This window comes from Conyzicola nivalis (assembly GCF_014639655.1).
GTDB lineage: Bacteria > Actinomycetota > Actinomycetes > Actinomycetales > Microbacteriaceae > Conyzicola > Conyzicola nivalis.
This window is the reverse complement of record NZ_BMGB01000001.1, coordinates 461972-477721: the sequence shown is the minus strand read 5'-3', so window position 1 is coordinate 477721 and position 15750 is coordinate 461972. Positions and strand designations below refer to the sequence as shown.

The window sequence follows — 15750 nt, the reverse complement described above, 5'->3', positions numbered from 1 at the left end:
CACGAAGTTACTCCCGGTCAGTCAGGTTCCAGGCGTCTTCGTCTGACGGCGCCTCGACCTCATCGTAACCGTCGAAACTCTCCTCAACGAGATCGCGGCGCTGGAGGCTGTCGGGCGCGAGGGTCGCTGGCGGCGTGGCCGGGGCTCCCGGCTCGTCTCCCCCGCGCAGGCGGGCGAGCACGGCCGGCAGCTGTTCGACGGTGACGAGCACGTCGCGGGCCTTCGAACCCTCGGACGGGCCGACGATCTCGCGGCTCTCCAGCAGGTCCATCAGGCGCCCCGCCTTGGCGAAGCCGACGCGCAGTTTGCGTTGCAGCATCGACGTCGATCCGAACTGGGTGCTGACGATGAGCTCGGTCGCGGCCAGCAGCAGCTCGAGATCGTCGCCGATGTCGGCGTCGACCACCTTCTTCTCGACGGTGACCGCCACGTCTTCCCGGTAGTCAGGCTGGGCCTGCGCGATGACGTGAGCGACGACCGCGGCGATCTCGCTCTCCTGCACCCACGCGCCTTGCACGCGGATGGCCTTCGAGGTGCCCATCGGGAGGAAGAGCGCGTCGCCCTGGCCGATGAGCTTGTCGGCACCCGGCTGGTCGAGGATGACGCGGGAGTCGGTCATGCTCGACACAGCGAACGCGAGCCGCGACGGCACGTTGGCCTTGATGAGGCCGGTGACGACGTCGACGGAGGGCCGCTGTGTCGCGAGCACGAGGTGGATGCCCGAGGCGCGCGCAAGCTGGGTAATGCGCACGATCGAGTCTTCGACGTCGCGCGGTGCCACCATCATGAGGTCGGCGAGCTCGTCGACCACCACGAGCAGGTAGGGGTAGGGCGACAGCTTGCGTTCGCTGCCGGCGGGCAGCACGATCTCGTCGGCGATTACGGCCTTGTTGAAGTCGTCGATGTGACGGAAGCCGAAGCTGGCGAGGTCGTCGTACCGCATGTCCATCTCCTTCACGACCCAGGCCAGCGCTTCGGCGGCCTTCTTCGGGTTCGTGATGATGGGCGTGATGAGGTGAGGGACACCCGCGTAGATCGAGAGCTCGACCCGCTTCGGGTCGATCAGCACCATGCGCACTTCGGCCGGCGTCGCGCGCATGAGCACCGAGGTGATCATGGAGTTGACGAAGCTCGACTTGCCCGAGCCGGTCGAACCCGCGACGAGAAGGTGGGGCATCTTCGCGAGGTTCGCGACGACGAAGCCGCCCTCGACGTCTTTGCCGAGCCCGATGGTCATGGGGTGGGTGCTGCGGGTGGATGCACCGGACGTCAGCACATCGCCGAGGGAGACGATCTCGCGGTCCTTGTTCGGAATCTCGACGCCGATGGCGCTCTTGCCGGGAATGGGCGAGAGGATGTTGACCTCGTTGCTGGCCACCGCGTAGCTGATGTTCTTGGCGAGAGCGGTGACCCGCTCGACCTTGACACCCGGGCCGAGCTCCAGCTCGTAGCGGGTCACCGAGGGGCCTCGGCTGAAACCGGTGACCGAGGCATCCACCTGGAACTGGCGCAGGACCTCCGTGATCGACGCGACAACCTCGTCGTTCGCGGCGCTGCGGGATTTGGGCGGGGTTCCGGGGGTGAGCATGGATGACGCGGGGAGGCGGTAGGGCGCGCTGGGGCCCCGGTGCGGAATCGATGGCGTGCGTAGGGGCGGCTGCTGCGCGCCCTCGAACTCGCCGGCGTGGCCCTTCTCGCTCGTGGTCGAGGGGAAGCCGGGCAGGGGCGCGACCTTGCTCGGCGTGTCTTCGCGCACGACGACGCCGGTCTCGACCTCTCCGGTGAAGCGCTTGACGGCCTCTTCGGCCTTGACGAGCTCTTCGAGCAGTTCGATGCCGAAGTCGCCGTCTTTCGCGTGGTTGAGGTCGAGTACCTCGGTCTTGCCGCTGGGCCCGTTCTTGTCGGCCTGCCCTGACGTGGGCTGCACCACCGGCGAGTCGAACGCGGCCTGGTCGCTGCCCGCCTCGGTCTTGTTGCGCCGCCACCAGGGAACGCTCGCGGGGTCGGCGTCGTAGTCGTTCTCCACTCCGAGGTCGCCGAGCGAGCCGAATTTGCCTGAGTCGTTGTGGGCGGAGGCGTTCTTGTCGGCCTTATCGCTCTTGGCGACGGCTGCCTTCTCTTCGAGCTCGGCGCCGAACAGGTAGGCGTACAGCTCGCGCAGGCGGTCGCCCACGCGGTTCGGCGGGGTCTTCGTGATGATGAACAGCGAGAGCACGAGCAGCACGACGACCACCGGAACGGCGACCCACTCGGTCGCGAGCAGGAGGGGTGCCGCCAAGAGCCAGCCGAGCACTCCCCCGGCCGCGGCGATCTCGGTCGCGACCAGCGGCCAGCCGGGCTGGCCGCCGAAGATGTGACACAGCGCGCTGATCGTGGTGAGGAGGATGGTGAGGCCGATGCCGATGCGGCCGTTGTCGTGCACGCTCGCGGGGTGGCGGAACAGCCAGACGGCGAAGACCAGCATGATCACCGGCAGGGCGAAGGCGACGCGGCCGAAGAGACCGCCGAACGTGTAGGCGTCGAGCGCGATGGCCACCGGGTCGAGGGGGCTGAACCACTCGATCACCGCGCCGGCCACGGCGAGCAGGAAGAGGAAGAAGGGGAAGCCGTCGCGGCGTTCGTCTTTCGCGAGCGTCTCTTTGCCGAGCACGCGGGCCGCACCGCCCACGACGTGGGCGAGGCCGAGGTAGGCGCGGCTCAGCAGGCCGGGCTCGTCGCTGGGCGCCGACTTCGGGACGGGAAGCTTCTTGGTCGCTATGTTCTTGGTGGCGGCCTGTTTTGCCGCCGGGCGCGCCCGAGTCGACGTCGTGCGCGCACGCGAGGTCGGTTTGGTGCTCGTAGCCATGCGTTCACGGTACCGTCGGGCGCCGTCATCGGGCCGTTAGGCGGGGGTGCGTGTTGGTCTGCCAGCCGGTCGCGTCGGCGACGACGGTCACACCGTGCAGGCGCCCGCGGTGTCCGTCGCGTAGACGGCCGACACCGACTGACCGGGCGCGTACGCGACCATGTAGGCGACCGTGTTCAGCTGTTCGGGCTCCCAGTATCCCTCCGGGGAGCCGGCCGGATTGGCGATCTCGAAGGCGAGCGTCCCCTCGGGCGCCTCGACCACGTAGACCAGCGTGAGCAACGCCCCGGGCATGACCGTGATGCCGGGGTAGGCCGCGAGCACCTCGTCGACGCCGGAGCCGATGCCGATGCCCGTGTCAGTCAGCACGGACTCGGATCCGACCTGGATGTTGATGATCGGCGTGCCCTGTACCCGACCCTCGGTGACGACCTGGAATGGGCGGTCCTCCGGGTAGCTCGGACGCCAGAAGCCGGCGCCCGGCTCGCCCTCGACGAGCGTCGACTCCTCCGAGATGCACCCTCGGGGATCGAACGCGACGATGGCGAGGTCGGGCGGGGTCTCCGGAACGGGCTCGCCGACGACGAGGTCGCCCAACCCGTCCGCCGTCAGACGCAGTTCGTCGAGGGTCGGTCGTACGGGCTCCGCGGTCGGCGAGGGGGTCGACGAGACCGTCGGCGTCGGGCTCGGTGAGGACGGTGTCTCCGACGGGCTGGCGCAGGCGTCGAGCGCGATCACCGCGGCGGTGATCACACCGGCGAAGAGCATGCGCGGACCGGTAGTCACACGACGAGTATGGGGTCTGCACCGCGAACGGCACAGACCCCATAGGTCTCGATATGGCCGCAATCGGCCTATGGGAGCGGCATCGGCATCACGCCTCGATGACGACCGGAACGATCATCGGCTTGCGACGGTGCTGCGTGTTCACCCAGCGGCCGACCGTGCGGCGCACGACCTGCTGCAGGGCGACGTTGTCGCGGGTACCGTTTTTGGCCGCGTCTTCGAGGGCCTTGATGACCTGAGGCACCACGGCGTCGAAAACGGCCTCGTCTTCCGCGAAGCCGCGGGCCTGGATCTCGGGTCCGACGAGCACCTTTCCGGTCTGCTTGTCCACCGCGACGAAGATGGAGATGAAGCCCTCTTCGCTCAGGATGCGGCGGTCCTTGAGGTCTGCCTCGGTGATCTCGCCGACGCTCGAGCCGTCGACGTAGACGAAGCCGAGGTCGAGCTGCCCGACCTGGTGCACGTAGCCGTCCTTCAGGTCGAACACCGTGCCGTCTTCGGCGACGAAGGTGTTCTCCTCCGGCACGCCGGTCTGGATTGCGAGGTTCGCGTTCGCCACGAGGTGACGCTGCTCGCCGTGCACGGGGAGCACGTTCTTCGGCTTGAGGATGTTGTAGCAGTAGAGCAGCTCCCCGGCGGCTGCGTGTCCGGAGACGTGCACCTTGGCGTTGCCCTTGTGCACCACGTTGGCGCCGAGCTTCATCAGCCCGTTGATCATGCGGTAGACGCCGTTTTCGTTGCCGGGGATGAGGCTCGACGCGAGGATGATCGTGTCGCCCTTGCCGATGACGATCTGGTGCTCCTGGTTCGCCATGCGCGAGAGCACGGCCATCGGCTCGCCCTGGCTGCCGGTGGACATGTAGACCAGCTTGTTGTCGGGCAGATTGACGGCCTTCTTGGCGTCGATCAGCACGTCCTTCGGAACCTTGAGGTAGCCGAGGTCGGCGGCGATGCCCATGTTGCGCACCATCGAGCGGCCCATCAGAACGACCTTGCGATCGTTGGCGTACGCGGCGTCGAGCACCTGCTGCACACGGTGAACGTGGCTGGAGAAGCTCGCGACGATGACGCGGCGCGGTGAACGCGCGATGACGGACTCCAGTACCGGTCCGATGTCGCGCTCGTTCGGCGTGAAGCCGGGAACGTCGGCGTTGGTGGAGTCGCTCATGAACAGGTCGAGGCCGGTCTCGCCGATGCGCGCGAAGGCGCGCAGGTCGGTGATGCGCTCGTCGAGCGGCAACTGGTCCATCTTGAAGTCGCCGGTGTGCAGCACGGTTCCGGCCTTCGTCGTGATGCACACGGCGAGGGCGTCGGGGATCGAGTGGTTGACGGCGATGAACTCGAGGTCGAACGGCCCCATGCGCTCGAGGTCACCCTCGGCGACGGTGAGCGTGTACGGCACGATGCGGTGTTCTTTGAGCTTCGCCTCGATGAGGGCCAGCGTCAGGGTGGAACCGATGAGCGGGATGTCGGGGCGCAGCTTGAGCAGGTACGGCACCGCGCCGATGTGGTCCTCGTGCCCGTGCGTGAGCACGACACCGATGATGTCCTGCAGACGGTCCTTGATCGGCGTGAAGTCGGGCAGGATCAGGTCGACGCCCGGCTGGTGCTCCTCGGGGAAGAGCACGCCGCAGTCGACGATCAGGATCTTGCCGTCGATCTCGAACGTGGTCATGTTGCGACCGATTTCGCCGAGACCACCGATCGGGGTGATGCGCAGGGTGCCGGGTTTGAGCTTGGCGGGCGTGTAGATAGTGGAGGGCATGCGTTCCTTTTTTGTTGAGCTGCGGGGTCTTTAGCCCCCTTGTGCAAGCTTGTTGTCGGGCACCTAACGGGTGGTGCCGGCCACCTTGGGCAGGGCGCCCCCGGCGGCCGCGTTGCGGTCGGGACGGAAGTTGCGGAAGTCGACACCGGGGATGTCTTTCACGAGATCGATCTCGTCTTCGATCTGGGCGGCTTCCCACTCTTCCGGCCCGACGAGGGGCAGGCGCACGCGGGGCGAGCCGATGCGGCCGAGGCCGTGCAGCACGTACTTGGTCGAGACGGTACCCGGCACGTGGGTCATGATGGCGCGCACGAGCGGCTCGAGGGCCTTGTGCGCGGCGGTCGCGGCGGTGAGGTCGCCCGCGTTCACGGCGTCGATCATGTGCCGGTACGGCATAGGGGCGATGTTCGCCGTCACGCCGATGAGGCCGGTGGCGCCGATGGCCAGGCTCGGCAGCGCGTTGGCGTCGTCGCCGCAGAAGTAGATGAGGTCGGTCTGGTTGAGAACGCGGCTCACCTCGGCGAGGTCGCCCTTGGCGTCTTTGATCGCGAGGATGTTGGGGTGCTTCGAGGCGCGCAGGATCGTCTCGTACTTGATCGGGATGCCCGTGCGACCGGGGATGTCATACAGGATCACCGGCAGGTCGGTGGCATCGGCGATCATGCGGAAGTGGGTGAGTACTCCGGCCTGGGTCGGCTTGTTGTAGTACGGGGTGACGATCATGTTGCCGTCAGCGCCGGCCTTCTCGCTCTTTTTGGCGAGCTCGATGGCGTGCGCGGTCTCGTTCGAGCCGCCGCCGGTGATGATCTTCGCGCGACCGCCCGCGACCGACTTCGCTACCTCGACGAGCTTGAGCTTTTCGGGGTCGGTGAGGGTGGATGTCTCTCCGGTGGTACCGGTCACGACGATGCCGTCCGCACCGTCGGTGATGACGCGGTCGATGTGCTTCTCTACGTCGTTCCAGTCCACTTCGCCGTCGGGGGTGAACGGGGTCACCAACGCAACGAGAACCTGGCCGAATGGGTTAGACGTAGTAGACACGGTCTAAGGCTATCGGTTAGCCGCTCGCCGGATCGCATGGAATACCTCGGCGGGCTGGCATCGGCGAATGGTCTGCAACGCTTCCTCGACGGAAACGGCGAGTCGCGAGCCGGTAACCGCCGCGCGCGACCAGTGCAGGACAACGCGCGGCGAACGTTCTACACGCGAAGCGTTGGCGGCGACCCTCACGTGCAGTGCGTCGACGTCGTGCGCCCACAGCCCGTGCTGCACGGCCGCGCTGATGCACGTCAGGCGCCCGCCCGCACGCCAGGCACGAAGCGAGTCCTTCGGCACCTCGGGCACCGCGTACCAGCCTTGCCGGACAGGCACGATGCGGCCGTAGCTCGCCACGAGCCTGACCATGTCGGTCTCATACCCGCGCGCCAAGATTTCCGCGGTAGACGCAATGCCGCCTAGTTTTCGGACCACGCGCTCAACAGGGTGCACTCCGCGAGCATGCCTCGTGCGGGTCCCCGCTGGCGCGGCGTGGCGCAATGTGTGGAGGAACGCGGTGCCACAGCGATGTGGAGGGCGAAGTGGCGAGGTCGCCGGTGGCCGTGACGGTGAAAACGTTCCTGAAGCGAAGGACGCTGATGAATAACAGGCGCCGTTGTCCTTCGGTTCAGGAACGTTTTGCGGGTGACCGGCGCAAACAGCGAGCGCGTAGAGGCCGCTGGCGCAAACGCGGCTAGACGCGCTCCCAGGTGACGAAGGAGAGGTCGTCGCGGGTGTCGCGGGCTGTCTCGACCCACTCGGCTCGCGACCACTCGGGGAAGTAGGTGTCTCCGGCGGGGGCGTCGTCGATTTCGGTGAGTACCAGGCGGTCGGCGAGGGCGAGCGACTGGGAGTAGATCTCTCCCCCGCCGACGACGAACACGGGCGCGGACGTGCCCGCCAACGCCAGGGCGTCGTCGAGCGAGTGCACGACCTCGACGCCCTCGTGCGACCACTCGGCGCTGCGGGTGATCACGATGCTGCGGCGCCCCGGCAGCGGGCGGCCGATCGAGTCGAAGGTCTTGCGCCCCATGATCATCACGCCGCCCATGGTGGTGCGCTTGAAGTGGGCGAGGTCCTCGGAGAAGTGCCAGGGCATGTCGCCGTCGAGGCCGATCACACGGTTGCGCCCCATGGCCGCGACGAGCGTGATCGACTGGGCGGGCGTCATACGGCGATCGGGGCCTTGATCGAGGGCGCGGCGACGTAGTCGACGAGGGTGAAGTCGTCGAGTTCGAAACTGTCGATCTCGGTGCGGTCCGGGTTGATCAGCATCGTCGGCAGCGGGCCGGGCTCACGGGTGAGCTGCAGTTCGGCCTGTTCGATATGGTTGCTGTAGAGGTGCGCGTCACCGAAGGTGTGCACGAACTCGCCGGGCTCGAGGCCGGTGAGCTGGGCGACGATCATCGTCAGCAGGGCGTACGACGCGATGTTGAAGGGCACACCGAGGAAGACGTCTGCGGAGCGCTGGTACAGCTGGCAGGAGAGCTTGCCGTCGGCGACGTAGAACTGGAACATCGTGTGGCACGGGGGCAGCGCCATGTCGTCGACCTCGGCCACGTTCCAGGCGCTCACGATGTGGCGGCGGGAATCCGGGTTGTTCTTGATCGAGTCGATGACCTTGGCGATCTGGTCGATCGACCCGCCGTCGGGCGTCGGCCACGATCGCCACTGGTGACCGTAGACCGGTCCGAGATCGCCGTTCTCGTCGGCCCACTCGTCCCAGATCTTGATGCCGCGCTCTTGCAGCCAGTGCACGTTGGTGTCGCCGCGGAGAAACCAGATCAGCTCCCCCACGATGCTCTTCTGGTGCAGCTTCTTCGTCGTCAGCATCGGGAATCCCTCGGCGAGGTCGAACCGCAGCTGTCGGCCGAAGACGCTGCGCGTTCCCGTGCCGGTGCGGTCGGATTTCTCGGCGCCGTTTTCGAGAACGTCGCGCAGCAGGTCGAGGTATTGCAGCATGCCTTCACGATACCGCCCCTCCCGGCTTAGGGTGAGATCGACGAAAGGGATCATCCAATGTCAGTCACCAGTGAAGCAACAACCCTGTGGTTCGGAGATCTGCCGAGCGGATCAGGGACCACCTCGCTCGATTCTTCGGATGCCGCGGAGTTCCCGGTCTCGTGGGCGGCGCGCTCCCAGGGCGAAGCCGGCAAGACCAATCCGGAAGAACTGCTCGGTGCGGCGCACTCCGCCTGCTTCTCGATGGCCTTCGCGAACGAACTCGCTACGGCCGGCCACACGCCGGAGAGCCTGCAGGTCACCGCGGCGGTGACCTTCGACCCCTCCGTCGGCATCACCGGCAGCCACCTGCTGGTCAGCGCCAAGGTTCCCGGAATCAGCGAGGAGGACTTCGAGCGCCTCGCGGCCGAGGCCAAGGAGAACTGCCCCGTGTCCCGCGCGCTCGCCGGCATCCCGATCACTCTCGAAGCCAGCCTCGCCTGATGCGGGTACTCATGGCCGGAGCCAGCGGGCTCATCGGCTCTGAGCTGACCGCTCAGCTCGAGACCGACGGCCACGAAGTCCTCAGGCTCGTGCGGCGCGAGCGCCGCTCCAGTTCGGAGTACCGCTGGTTCCCGGCGGCACGGGTCATCGATCCGGGACTGATCGCCTCCGTCGACGCCGTCATCAGCCTCTCCGGTGCGTCCACCGGCCGCCTGCCGTGGACCGCCGGCTATAAGCGCGAGATCCTGCGCTCGCGCATCGACGCGACCTGGACCCTGGCCGACGCCATCGCCGGTTCGGCCACGCCACCCGCGACGTTCCTCAGCGCCTCGGCCGTCGGATTCTATGGGGACCGTGGCGACGAGGAGCTCACCGAGGAGTCGACGAAGGGCGAGGGTTTCCTGTCGGACGTCGTCGACGCGTGGGAGCAGGCGGCGAACCTCGCGAGCCACTCCACCCGGGTCGTGACAGTGCGCACCGGGCTCGTGGTCGGCGACGGCGGCGCGTTCACGCCGCTGCAGTTGCTCACGCGGTTCGGGCTGGGCGCGACGCTCGGAACGGGCGCACAGTACTGGCCCTGGATCAGCCTCCACGACGAGGCCGCGGCCATCCGGCACCTGCTGACGTCGCAGCTGGCCGGCCCCGTCAACCTCGCCGGACCGACACCGGCCAGGTCGGAGGAGGTGACGTCGACGCTCGCCGAGGCGATGCACCGCTGGCACCCCTGGCGGATTCCGGAGCCGGTCGTGCGCACCGCGCTGCGCGAACCGGGCAGAGAACTGCTGCTGGCCAGCCAGAAGTCGGTTCCGCGCCGACTGCTCGGCGATGGTTTCACCTTCGAGCACTCCACGGTGCAGCAGGCCATAGCGGCACTGACCGCTGGTTGAGCCCGTCGAAACCGCTCAGCCCGCGCTGCGTTCGAGCTTGATCGCCTCCCGCGTCGCCCAGCGCGCGCGGGAGCGGTCGCCGCTCGCGTCGTACGCGAGTCCGAGCAGCAGCCAGGCGCGCCACGAGTCGGGGTGCTGTTCGACCGCCGCCTTGTAGGCGGGGAACTGGGCGTCTGCGGCTGCCGAGTCGGCGCGCCCGCTCGGCAGGCGCGGGAGGTCGTCGACGGGGAGCTCGCCGGCCGCGCCCATCACCCGCACGAGCCGTTCGCCGCGCAGCACGAAGGCGATCTCGCGGTAAAGCAGCCACGCGGCGATGAGCGGCAGCACGAGCAGGGCGATACCCATGGCGATAGCGACGCCGACCCCCGTACCGATGAGCACGAACGCGTAGTTGACGACGAACCCGAGGTAGATCACGAGCAGTACCGCCATCGTGATGGCGGCTATGCGGCCCCTCACGAGATGTCGAGCAGCTTGTCGAGCCCGACCGTGACGCCCTCGGCACTCCGAGCCGCGCGCAGGGCCAGCATGATGCCGGTCTCGTACGACGTCTCCGACATGGTGACGTGGCTCAGGGTGAGCGTCTCGCCGTTCCCGCCGAAGACCACGTCCTGCTTGGCGACGACACCCTGCATGCGCAGGCTGTGGATCGGCACGCTGGCCACCTGCTGCCCGCGGGCGCGCTGGTCGGCGTGCGGTGCGATCACCGGGCCGAGGGTCGCGCGGGCCTTGCCGATGAGTTCCGCGGTGCGGACGGCGGTGCCGCTGGGCGAGTCGACCTTCGACGCCTTGTGCGCCTCGACGATCTCGATGGAGTCGTAGAACCGGGCGGCCGTCGCGGCGAACGACGTAGCGAGCACCGACCCGAGGGAGAAGTTGGGGATGATGACGACGCCCACGCCGGGCACGTCGGCGAGCAGGTGCTCGAGCGAGACGATGCGGTCGGCCGACCAGCCGGACGCGCCGACGAGCACGTTCAGGCCGTTCGCTACGGCGAAGTCGACGACACCCTGCGAGACGCCGGGCACCGTGACATCCACCACCACGTCCGCCCCGAGCATGTCGCTCAGCGGGTCCTTCGAACCCAGCGAGGCGACGATCTCGAAGTCGGGAGATTCTTCGACGAGGCGCGACACGAGTCGTCCCATGGTGCCGGTTGCGCCGACGACGGCGACCTTCGTAGTCATGTTTCCAACTTACAGGCGCCTACGCTTGTGGCATGGTCACTTGGCGGGAATCACAGACGACGGATGCCGCGGCTCACGCCCTGCTCGACGAATACTTCACCAGCCGCGAACTGGGATTCACCGGCGGAACCTATCGGGTGGCGTTCCCCGATCCCGAACAGTTCGTTCCACCCCGCGGTGTGTTCGTCGTCGTGGAGGGCGAGGATCTCGCCGGCGAACCCGCCGATGTGGGCTGCGGCGGGATCCGGCGCATCGGCGACGGGCCGCGCGGCGAGGTGCGGTACGAGGTCAAGCACCTCTGGCTGCAAGCGCACACGCGCGGGCTCGGCTACGGACGGGCGCTGCTCGCCGAGCTCGAGCGGCGCGCGAGGGAGTTCGGCGCGACCGAGCTGGTGCTCGACACGAACGCCAGCCTCGAGGCCGCGGGCGGCCTGTACCGCTCGACCGGGTTCGTGGGCGTCGAGCCGTACAACGACAACCCGAACGCTACCGACTGGTTCGCGAAGAAGCTGTAGCGCCCGCGTCAGGCTGACTCGCGAGCGGCCAGTTCTTCCGCCAATTCCAGACACCGCCTGCGGGCCGGCGAGTAGTCGTAGGGCATCTGCGCGGTGGCCTCAACAGCCTGCAACGCTTCCCAGGAGTCGGAGAGCGCTTCGTCACCCTTCCCCAGACCGGAATCCTCGATGACCGCGTGCAGAGCCCGTTCGAACGCGTGGCGTTCGGCTGCGACCGCTGCCACCCGCGGGTCGTCTACCGCGACCGTGTCGTCGAGCGCCTCCTCGGCGGCATCGACGCGGTCGGATTCCTCCCGCAGGCCCGGATGGGTGGCCATGGCGATGTAGCGTGATGCGTTCACGGCCGCACCGAGCGGGCCGAAGATCCGCTCCATGACCAGCAGGCTGTCGAGATCCGACTGCCGCAGTGAGCCCTCGGGGAGGCCCTCCAGCCGACTGGCGACGATGTCGGAGAGCAGAGCCACAGTGCTGCCCCGGATGCCGTCGGCACCGGCGGCAGCGCTGTCGACGAAGAACCCACGGATGTCGTCCACGGCGATCCCGGCGTCGGCCATCCTGCGGATCCACAGCAGCCGGATCATCTCCTCGTGGCCGTAGCCGCGGCGGTCGTCGCTGCCCCGCTCGGGCTCCGGGAGCAGACCGATCTCGTGGTAGCGGCGGATCGCCCGCGGTGTGATGCCGACGAACGATGCCGCGTCGCCGATCTCCACCCGACGCGGCGGCCAGAAAGACGAATCCATGAGCGGCGCTAGACCGGCCAGCCCTCGGGCATGCCGGTGCGCAGTTCGATCGGCAGGTGGCTCAGGTCGTTGTGCGTCACGAGCACCGGCGGCTTAGCCGTGCGCACGCGGATGATGGTGAGGCCGCAGTTGGCCTGGTTGAGCCCGAGCCAGCGCCAGTTCGGCGCGTCGAGCGCCTCGCGCACGAACCAGCCGATCACGAAGTTGTGGGTGATGAGCAGGTCGTGGCGGTCCCCCGCCGTGGGCGAGAGGAATTCGGCCGTGGCATCGGCCATCTGCGCCTGGCCCGCCTCGATCTCCTCCTCGGTGACTCCCCCGAAGAACGACTCGAACGCCCGCGGCATGTCGGGAGTCGGTCCGCTCGGGTAGCAGTCGAACAGCAACGCCGACGGTTGTGAGTTCAGCGCCGGCATCCGGCCCTGCATGATGCGCGCGGTTTCCGACGCCCGCTCCAGCGGCGAGTGGAACGCGCCCGTGAACGGCACGCCACTCAACCGCTCGGCGATCGATTCGGCCTGGCGGCGTCCGCGCGGTGAGAGCGGGCCGTCGGGGAGACCGTATTCGGCGTCCTGCTGCTCGCCGTGGCGAACCAGGTAGATGAAGTGGGACAAGAGATTCCGCCTTGTTAGTTCGGATCGAGAGCTACGCGACCGGTGCCGGCGACGCTGCCGACCGTGCCGACGAAGCGAGTTCGGAGAACACGGTTTCGTCAATCGTGCCGACTGCGGCGACCGAAAGCGGCCGCGACACGAGGTCCTCAGCAAGTTCTCGGATGCCGTCCGCCGTCACGAGATCGAGGCGCCGGAGCGACTCGTCCAGATCAACGTACTCCCCCATCGTGAGTTCCGCTCGACCGAGTCGCGACATGCGCGTGTCGGAGTCCTCGAGCGCGAGCGCCGACGCGCCGCTCAGTTGGCCGTTGGCGCGACGCAGCTCTTCGGCGGTGACCCCGCCGGTGGCGAGGGCGCGGAATTCGCTGAGCATGAGCTCGGTGACCTGGGCGATCTTCGAGGGTGAGCACCCCGCGTAGATGCCGAAGAGCCCGGCGTCGGAGTAGCTGGGCGAGAACGAGTAGACGGAGTAGGCCAGCCCGCGCTTTTCGCGGATCTCCTGGAACAGCCGGCTCGACATGCCGCCGCCGAGCACGGAGTTGAGCACGGCCAGCGTCGGTCGGCGCGGGTCGGAGGCGGCGAGACCCTCCACCCCGAGCAGGATGTTTGCCTGCTCGATCGGGCGCTGCACGACGGCGAGCGGGCTGCCCCGCTCGATCAGTTCGCCGCTGCCGCTGCGGCGCGGCACGGGGGCCGCCTGCGCGTCGAGGTTCCAGTCGGCACGACGCAGGGCCGCCGTGACGCCAGCGACGAGCTCGTCGTGGTCGACGGCTCCCGCCACGGTGATCACGAGGTCTTGGGCGCGGTAGTTGGCCCGGTAGTGGTTCCACACCGACTCCCGGGTGGCGGCAGCGATCGTCTCGGGGCTGCCGCCGATCGGGCGGCCGAGGGGATGGTCGCCGAGCACTGCCTCGAAGAAGCGCTCGCTCGTAACGTCGCCCGGGTCGTCGTCTGCCATCGCGAGCTCTTCGAGGATGACGCCGCGCTCGGTCTCGAACTCGTCGGGGTCGAGCAGCGACGAGGTCAGCATGTCGGAGATGACGTCGATCGCCATCGGCAGATCGCGATCCTGGATCTTCGCGTAGTAGCAGGTGTACTCCTTGGCCGTCATCGCGTTGTGCTCGCCGCCGACGGCGTCGAAGCTCACCGCGATGTCGAGCGCGCTGCGGGTGAGCGTGCCCTTGAACAGTAGGTGCTCGAGGAAGTGGGTCGAACCGTAGGTCGACGGGGTCTCGTCGCGCGAACCGACCGCGACCCAGTAGCCGATCGTGGCGCTGCGGGCCCCGGGAACGCGCTCGCTCAGGATGCGCACTCCGCTGGGCAGAACGCTGCGTCGGACGAGCGAGTCGCCGGTCGAAACGAAAGAGAGTTCTGCGAGGTCAAGGGGTAACTGCACTGCACCGGTCATCGCCACCGAGCCTACGTTATGGGCACGACGGCACCAATAATCGCACTAGCCTTGGGAGTTCCGCGTACCCGGAGGAGCCGCCATGATCACACTGAACCTGCTGACCGTCATCACCGCGGCGGCCGCCGTTCTCGCCTTCATCGACGGCGTCGGGCGCCTGCGTGCGAGCCGCAACTCCACGGTGCTCGCCGTGCTCGAGCTCGTGCTCGCGGTACTGATGCTGCTCACCGCCTTCACGGCGCTGCCGGCGCCGCTGAGCCTCATCGTCGTGTCGGTCGCTCTCGAGGTGGTGCTCGTGCTCGCCCTGGTCACCGGAGGGCGCGGGAGCAAGTCCCTCACCGTCGTCGCTCTGGTGCTCAACTCGATCGTGATCGTGACCGCACTCGGGTGGGTCGCGATCCCCGGCCTGTTCTAGCGACGCCCTGTGCTAGCTGAACGCTGAGGTAGCTACGCGCTGACCTTGTCGAGTTCGGCGATCTGGGCCCGGGTGAGCGGAAGTGTCGCCGCGGCCACGAGGTCGCCGACCTGGGCGGCGCGACTCGCCGACGCCACCGGCGCCACGACGTTGGGCTTGGAAAGCAGCCAGGCGAGCGCAACGGTGGCGACAGCCACTCCGTGCGACTGCGCGATGCGGTCGAGTGTCGCCAGCACCTTGAGCCCCTTGCGGCTGAGGTACTTCGCCGCCTCGGCACCGCGTTCGTTCTTGGCGATGTCGGAGCGCGAGCGGTACTTTCCGGTGAGGAAGCCGCTGGCGAGGGCGAAGCGCGGCATCACGCCGAGACCCTGGCGGTCGGCCACGCGGGCGAGATCGCCCTCGTACTCGCCACGGTGCAGCAGGTTGTACTGGTTCTGCAGCGCCACCATCGGGGCGATGCCCATCTGGCCCGAGGCGATGCGCGCCTCGATGAGCCGGTTGCCGGTGTGGTCGGAGACGCCGAAGTAGCGCACCTTGCCGGCGCGGATGAGTTCGTCGACGGCGTAGAGAGTCTCTTCGAAGGGCACGGACTCGTCGTCGACGTGCAGGTAGAGAAGGTCGATATAGCCGGTGCGCAGGCGCTCGAGCGACGCGTGAACCGACGCCGTGAGGGCGCGCGCCGAGAGGCCCGGGTTGTCGGCGCTCTTACCGACCTTGGTCGCCACGACCATCTCTGGGCGGTTGCGACGGTCGCGCATCCAGTTGCCGACCATGATCTCGCTGCGGCCAGCGGCATAGGAGTCTGCGGTGTCGACGAAGTTGCCGCCGCCAGCGGCGTATTCGTCGAGGATCGCGTTAGTGGAGACGACGTCGGCCGTCCAGCCGAAGACGTTGCCACTGATCGCGAGGGGGAAGACCTCGAGGTCGGAGGCGCCGACCTGCCTGAGCCCGGAGCGCGCGCTCGCCGACGGCCGACCGGTGTCGATCGCAGTCGTCATGTCTCACGTTCCCCTTAGCTCGATTTCGAGAATAGGATGCACCGCCGACATTCGTGGGATGACACCCCAATCGTTATCAGGACGTAGTCGGATGGAATTGTGCCGGTTACATC

The 15750-nt window shown here is 67.9% G+C and carries 17 protein-coding genes; 4 read left to right on the top strand and 13 right to left on the bottom strand.

Annotation, left to right across the window (positions count from 1 at the left end):
* Positions 1 to 7 precede the first annotated feature (7 nt).
* The 7 genes from IEV96_RS02380 to IEV96_RS02350 form a co-directional block, all read right to left on the bottom strand.
* Entirely contained in the window at positions 8 to 2845 is a 2838-nt protein-coding gene (locus IEV96_RS02380; RefSeq protein WP_188509108.1) for an FtsK/SpoIIIE family DNA translocase, read from the bottom strand.
* A gap of 87 nt (positions 2846 to 2932) precedes the next feature.
* A complete protein-coding gene (locus IEV96_RS02375) occupies positions 2933 to 3631 on the bottom strand; it encodes a hypothetical protein (RefSeq protein ID WP_188509107.1) in 699 nt (232 codons plus the stop codon).
* 88 nt (positions 3632 to 3719) lie between these two features.
* The gene (locus IEV96_RS02370) at positions 3720 to 5396 is read right to left on the bottom strand and encodes a ribonuclease J (protein ID WP_188509106.1); all 1677 of its coding nucleotides are present in this window, start codon (positions 5394 to 5396) and stop codon (positions 3720 to 3722) included.
* Between the two features lie 63 nt (positions 5397 to 5459).
* Positions 5460 to 6437 carry a 4-hydroxy-tetrahydrodipicolinate synthase gene (gene dapA, locus IEV96_RS02365; protein WP_188509105.1) on the bottom strand — a complete coding sequence of 326 codons (978 nt, stop codon included), beginning with the start codon at positions 6435 to 6437 and terminating at the stop codon, positions 5460 to 5462.
* Between the two features lie 9 nt (positions 6438 to 6446).
* The gene (locus IEV96_RS02360) at positions 6447 to 6800 is read right to left on the bottom strand and encodes a hypothetical protein (RefSeq protein ID WP_188509104.1); all 354 of its coding nucleotides are present in this window, start codon (positions 6798 to 6800) and stop codon (positions 6447 to 6449) included.
* Between the two features lie 325 nt (positions 6801 to 7125).
* Positions 7126 to 7602 carry a dihydrofolate reductase gene (locus tag IEV96_RS02355; RefSeq protein WP_188509103.1) on the bottom strand — a complete coding sequence of 159 codons (477 nt, stop codon included), beginning with the start codon at positions 7600 to 7602 and terminating at the stop codon, positions 7126 to 7128.
* Positions 7599 to 8393 carry a thymidylate synthase gene (locus IEV96_RS02350; RefSeq protein WP_188509102.1) on the bottom strand — a complete coding sequence of 265 codons (795 nt, stop codon included), beginning with the start codon at positions 8391 to 8393 and terminating at the stop codon, positions 7599 to 7601. Before IEV96_RS02350 ends, IEV96_RS02355 begins: the two co-directional genes overlap by 4 nt.
* A gap of 57 nt (positions 8394 to 8450) precedes the next feature.
* Between IEV96_RS02350 and IEV96_RS02345 the strand changes: the two genes are divergently transcribed.
* Both IEV96_RS02345 and IEV96_RS02340 read left to right on the top strand, forming a co-directional pair.
* Positions 8451 to 8876, top strand: coding sequence for an OsmC family protein (locus IEV96_RS02345; RefSeq protein WP_188509101.1), 426 nt, complete (start codon positions 8451 to 8453; stop codon positions 8874 to 8876).
* Positions 8876 to 9763 (top strand): TIGR01777 family oxidoreductase, encoded by an 888-nt coding sequence (locus IEV96_RS02340; RefSeq protein WP_188509100.1) that lies wholly within the window; start codon positions 8876 to 8878, stop codon positions 9761 to 9763. The genes IEV96_RS02345 and IEV96_RS02340 overlap by 1 nt, the downstream gene beginning before the upstream one ends.
* A 15-nt stretch (positions 9764 to 9778) precedes the next feature.
* Here the strand turns inward: IEV96_RS02340 and IEV96_RS02335 are convergent, their stop codons facing one another.
* Both IEV96_RS02335 and dapB read right to left on the bottom strand, forming a co-directional pair.
* The gene (locus tag IEV96_RS02335) at positions 9779 to 10222 is read right to left on the bottom strand and encodes a tetratricopeptide repeat protein (RefSeq protein ID WP_373282403.1); all 444 of its coding nucleotides are present in this window, start codon (positions 10220 to 10222) and stop codon (positions 9779 to 9781) included.
* The gene (gene dapB, locus IEV96_RS02330; RefSeq protein WP_188509099.1) at positions 10219 to 10950 is read right to left on the bottom strand and encodes a 4-hydroxy-tetrahydrodipicolinate reductase; all 732 of its coding nucleotides are present in this window, start codon (positions 10948 to 10950) and stop codon (positions 10219 to 10221) included. The genes IEV96_RS02335 and dapB overlap by 4 nt, the downstream gene beginning before the upstream one ends.
* 32 nt (positions 10951 to 10982) lie before the next feature.
* Here dapB and IEV96_RS02325 point away from each other — a divergent pair, with 32 nt between their 5' ends.
* On the top strand, positions 10983 to 11465 hold the full coding sequence (locus IEV96_RS02325; protein WP_188509098.1) for a GNAT family N-acetyltransferase: 483 nt from the start codon (positions 10983 to 10985) through the stop codon (positions 11463 to 11465).
* A gap of 8 nt (positions 11466 to 11473) precedes the next feature.
* Here the strand turns inward: IEV96_RS02325 and IEV96_RS02320 are convergent, their stop codons facing one another.
* From IEV96_RS02320 to IEV96_RS02310, 3 genes are read right to left on the bottom strand one after another with little or no spacing between them, the layout of a single operon-like run.
* Positions 11474 to 12175, bottom strand: a complete 702-nt coding sequence (locus IEV96_RS02320; RefSeq protein ID WP_229732962.1) for a MerR family transcriptional regulator — start codon at positions 12173 to 12175, stop codon at positions 11474 to 11476.
* A 38-nt stretch (positions 12176 to 12213) separates the two neighbouring features.
* Entirely contained in the window at positions 12214 to 12816 is a 603-nt protein-coding gene (locus IEV96_RS02315) for a histidine phosphatase family protein (protein ID WP_188509096.1), read from the bottom strand.
* 31 nt (positions 12817 to 12847) lie between these two features.
* Complete coding sequence (locus IEV96_RS02310) at positions 12848 to 14224, bottom strand: M16 family metallopeptidase (RefSeq protein ID WP_188509095.1); 1377 nt, start codon at positions 14222 to 14224, stop codon at positions 12848 to 12850.
* Positions 14225 to 14306: 82 nt separating this feature from the next.
* Here IEV96_RS02310 and IEV96_RS02305 point away from each other — a divergent pair, with 82 nt between their 5' ends.
* Complete coding sequence (locus IEV96_RS02305; protein ID WP_188509094.1) at positions 14307 to 14639, top strand: hypothetical protein; 333 nt, start codon at positions 14307 to 14309, stop codon at positions 14637 to 14639.
* 32 nt (positions 14640 to 14671) lie between these two features.
* Here IEV96_RS02305 and IEV96_RS02300 read toward each other — a convergent pair whose 3' ends face one another.
* Positions 14672 to 15637 (bottom strand): aldo/keto reductase, encoded by a 966-nt coding sequence (locus IEV96_RS02300; protein ID WP_188509093.1) that lies wholly within the window; start codon positions 15635 to 15637, stop codon positions 14672 to 14674.
* Between the last annotated feature and the right edge of the window lie 113 nt (positions 15638 to 15750).

Bases quoted from the DNA above. Each gene is read 5' to 3' on its own strand.
- IEV96_RS02380 (WP_188509108.1), bottom strand. From the start codon at position 2,845: ATGGCTACGAGCACCAAACCGACCTCGCGTGCGCGCACGACGTCGACT.
- IEV96_RS02370 (WP_188509106.1), bottom strand. From the start codon at position 5,396: ATGCCCTCCACTATCTACACGCCCGCCAAGCTCAAACCCGGCACCCTG.
- IEV96_RS02360 (WP_188509104.1), bottom strand. From the start codon at position 6,800: ATGGTCAGGCTCGTGGCGAGCTACGGCCGCATCGTGCCTGTCCGGCAA.
- IEV96_RS02355 (WP_188509103.1), bottom strand. From the start codon at position 7,602: ATGACGCCCGCCCAGTCGATCACGCTCGTCGCGGCCATGGGGCGCAAC.
- IEV96_RS02350 (WP_188509102.1), bottom strand. From the start codon at position 8,393: ATGCTGCAATACCTCGACCTGCTGCGCGACGTTCTCGAAAACGGCGCC.
- IEV96_RS02345 (WP_188509101.1), top strand. From the start codon at position 8,451: ATGTCAGTCACCAGTGAAGCAACAACCCTGTGGTTCGGAGATCTGCCG.
- IEV96_RS02340 (WP_188509100.1), top strand. From the start codon at position 8,876: ATGCGGGTACTCATGGCCGGAGCCAGCGGGCTCATCGGCTCTGAGCTG.
- dapB (WP_188509099.1), bottom strand. From the start codon at position 10,950: ATGACTACGAAGGTCGCCGTCGTCGGCGCAACCGGCACCATGGGACGA.
- IEV96_RS02325 (WP_188509098.1), top strand. From the start codon at position 10,983: ATGGTCACTTGGCGGGAATCACAGACGACGGATGCCGCGGCTCACGCC.
- IEV96_RS02310 (WP_188509095.1), bottom strand. From the start codon at position 14,224: ATGACCGGTGCAGTGCAGTTACCCCTTGACCTCGCAGAACTCTCTTTC.
- IEV96_RS02305 (WP_188509094.1), top strand. From the start codon at position 14,307: ATGATCACACTGAACCTGCTGACCGTCATCACCGCGGCGGCCGCCGTT.
- IEV96_RS02300 (WP_188509093.1), bottom strand. From the start codon at position 15,637: ATGACGACTGCGATCGACACCGGTCGGCCGTCGGCGAGCGCGCGCTCC.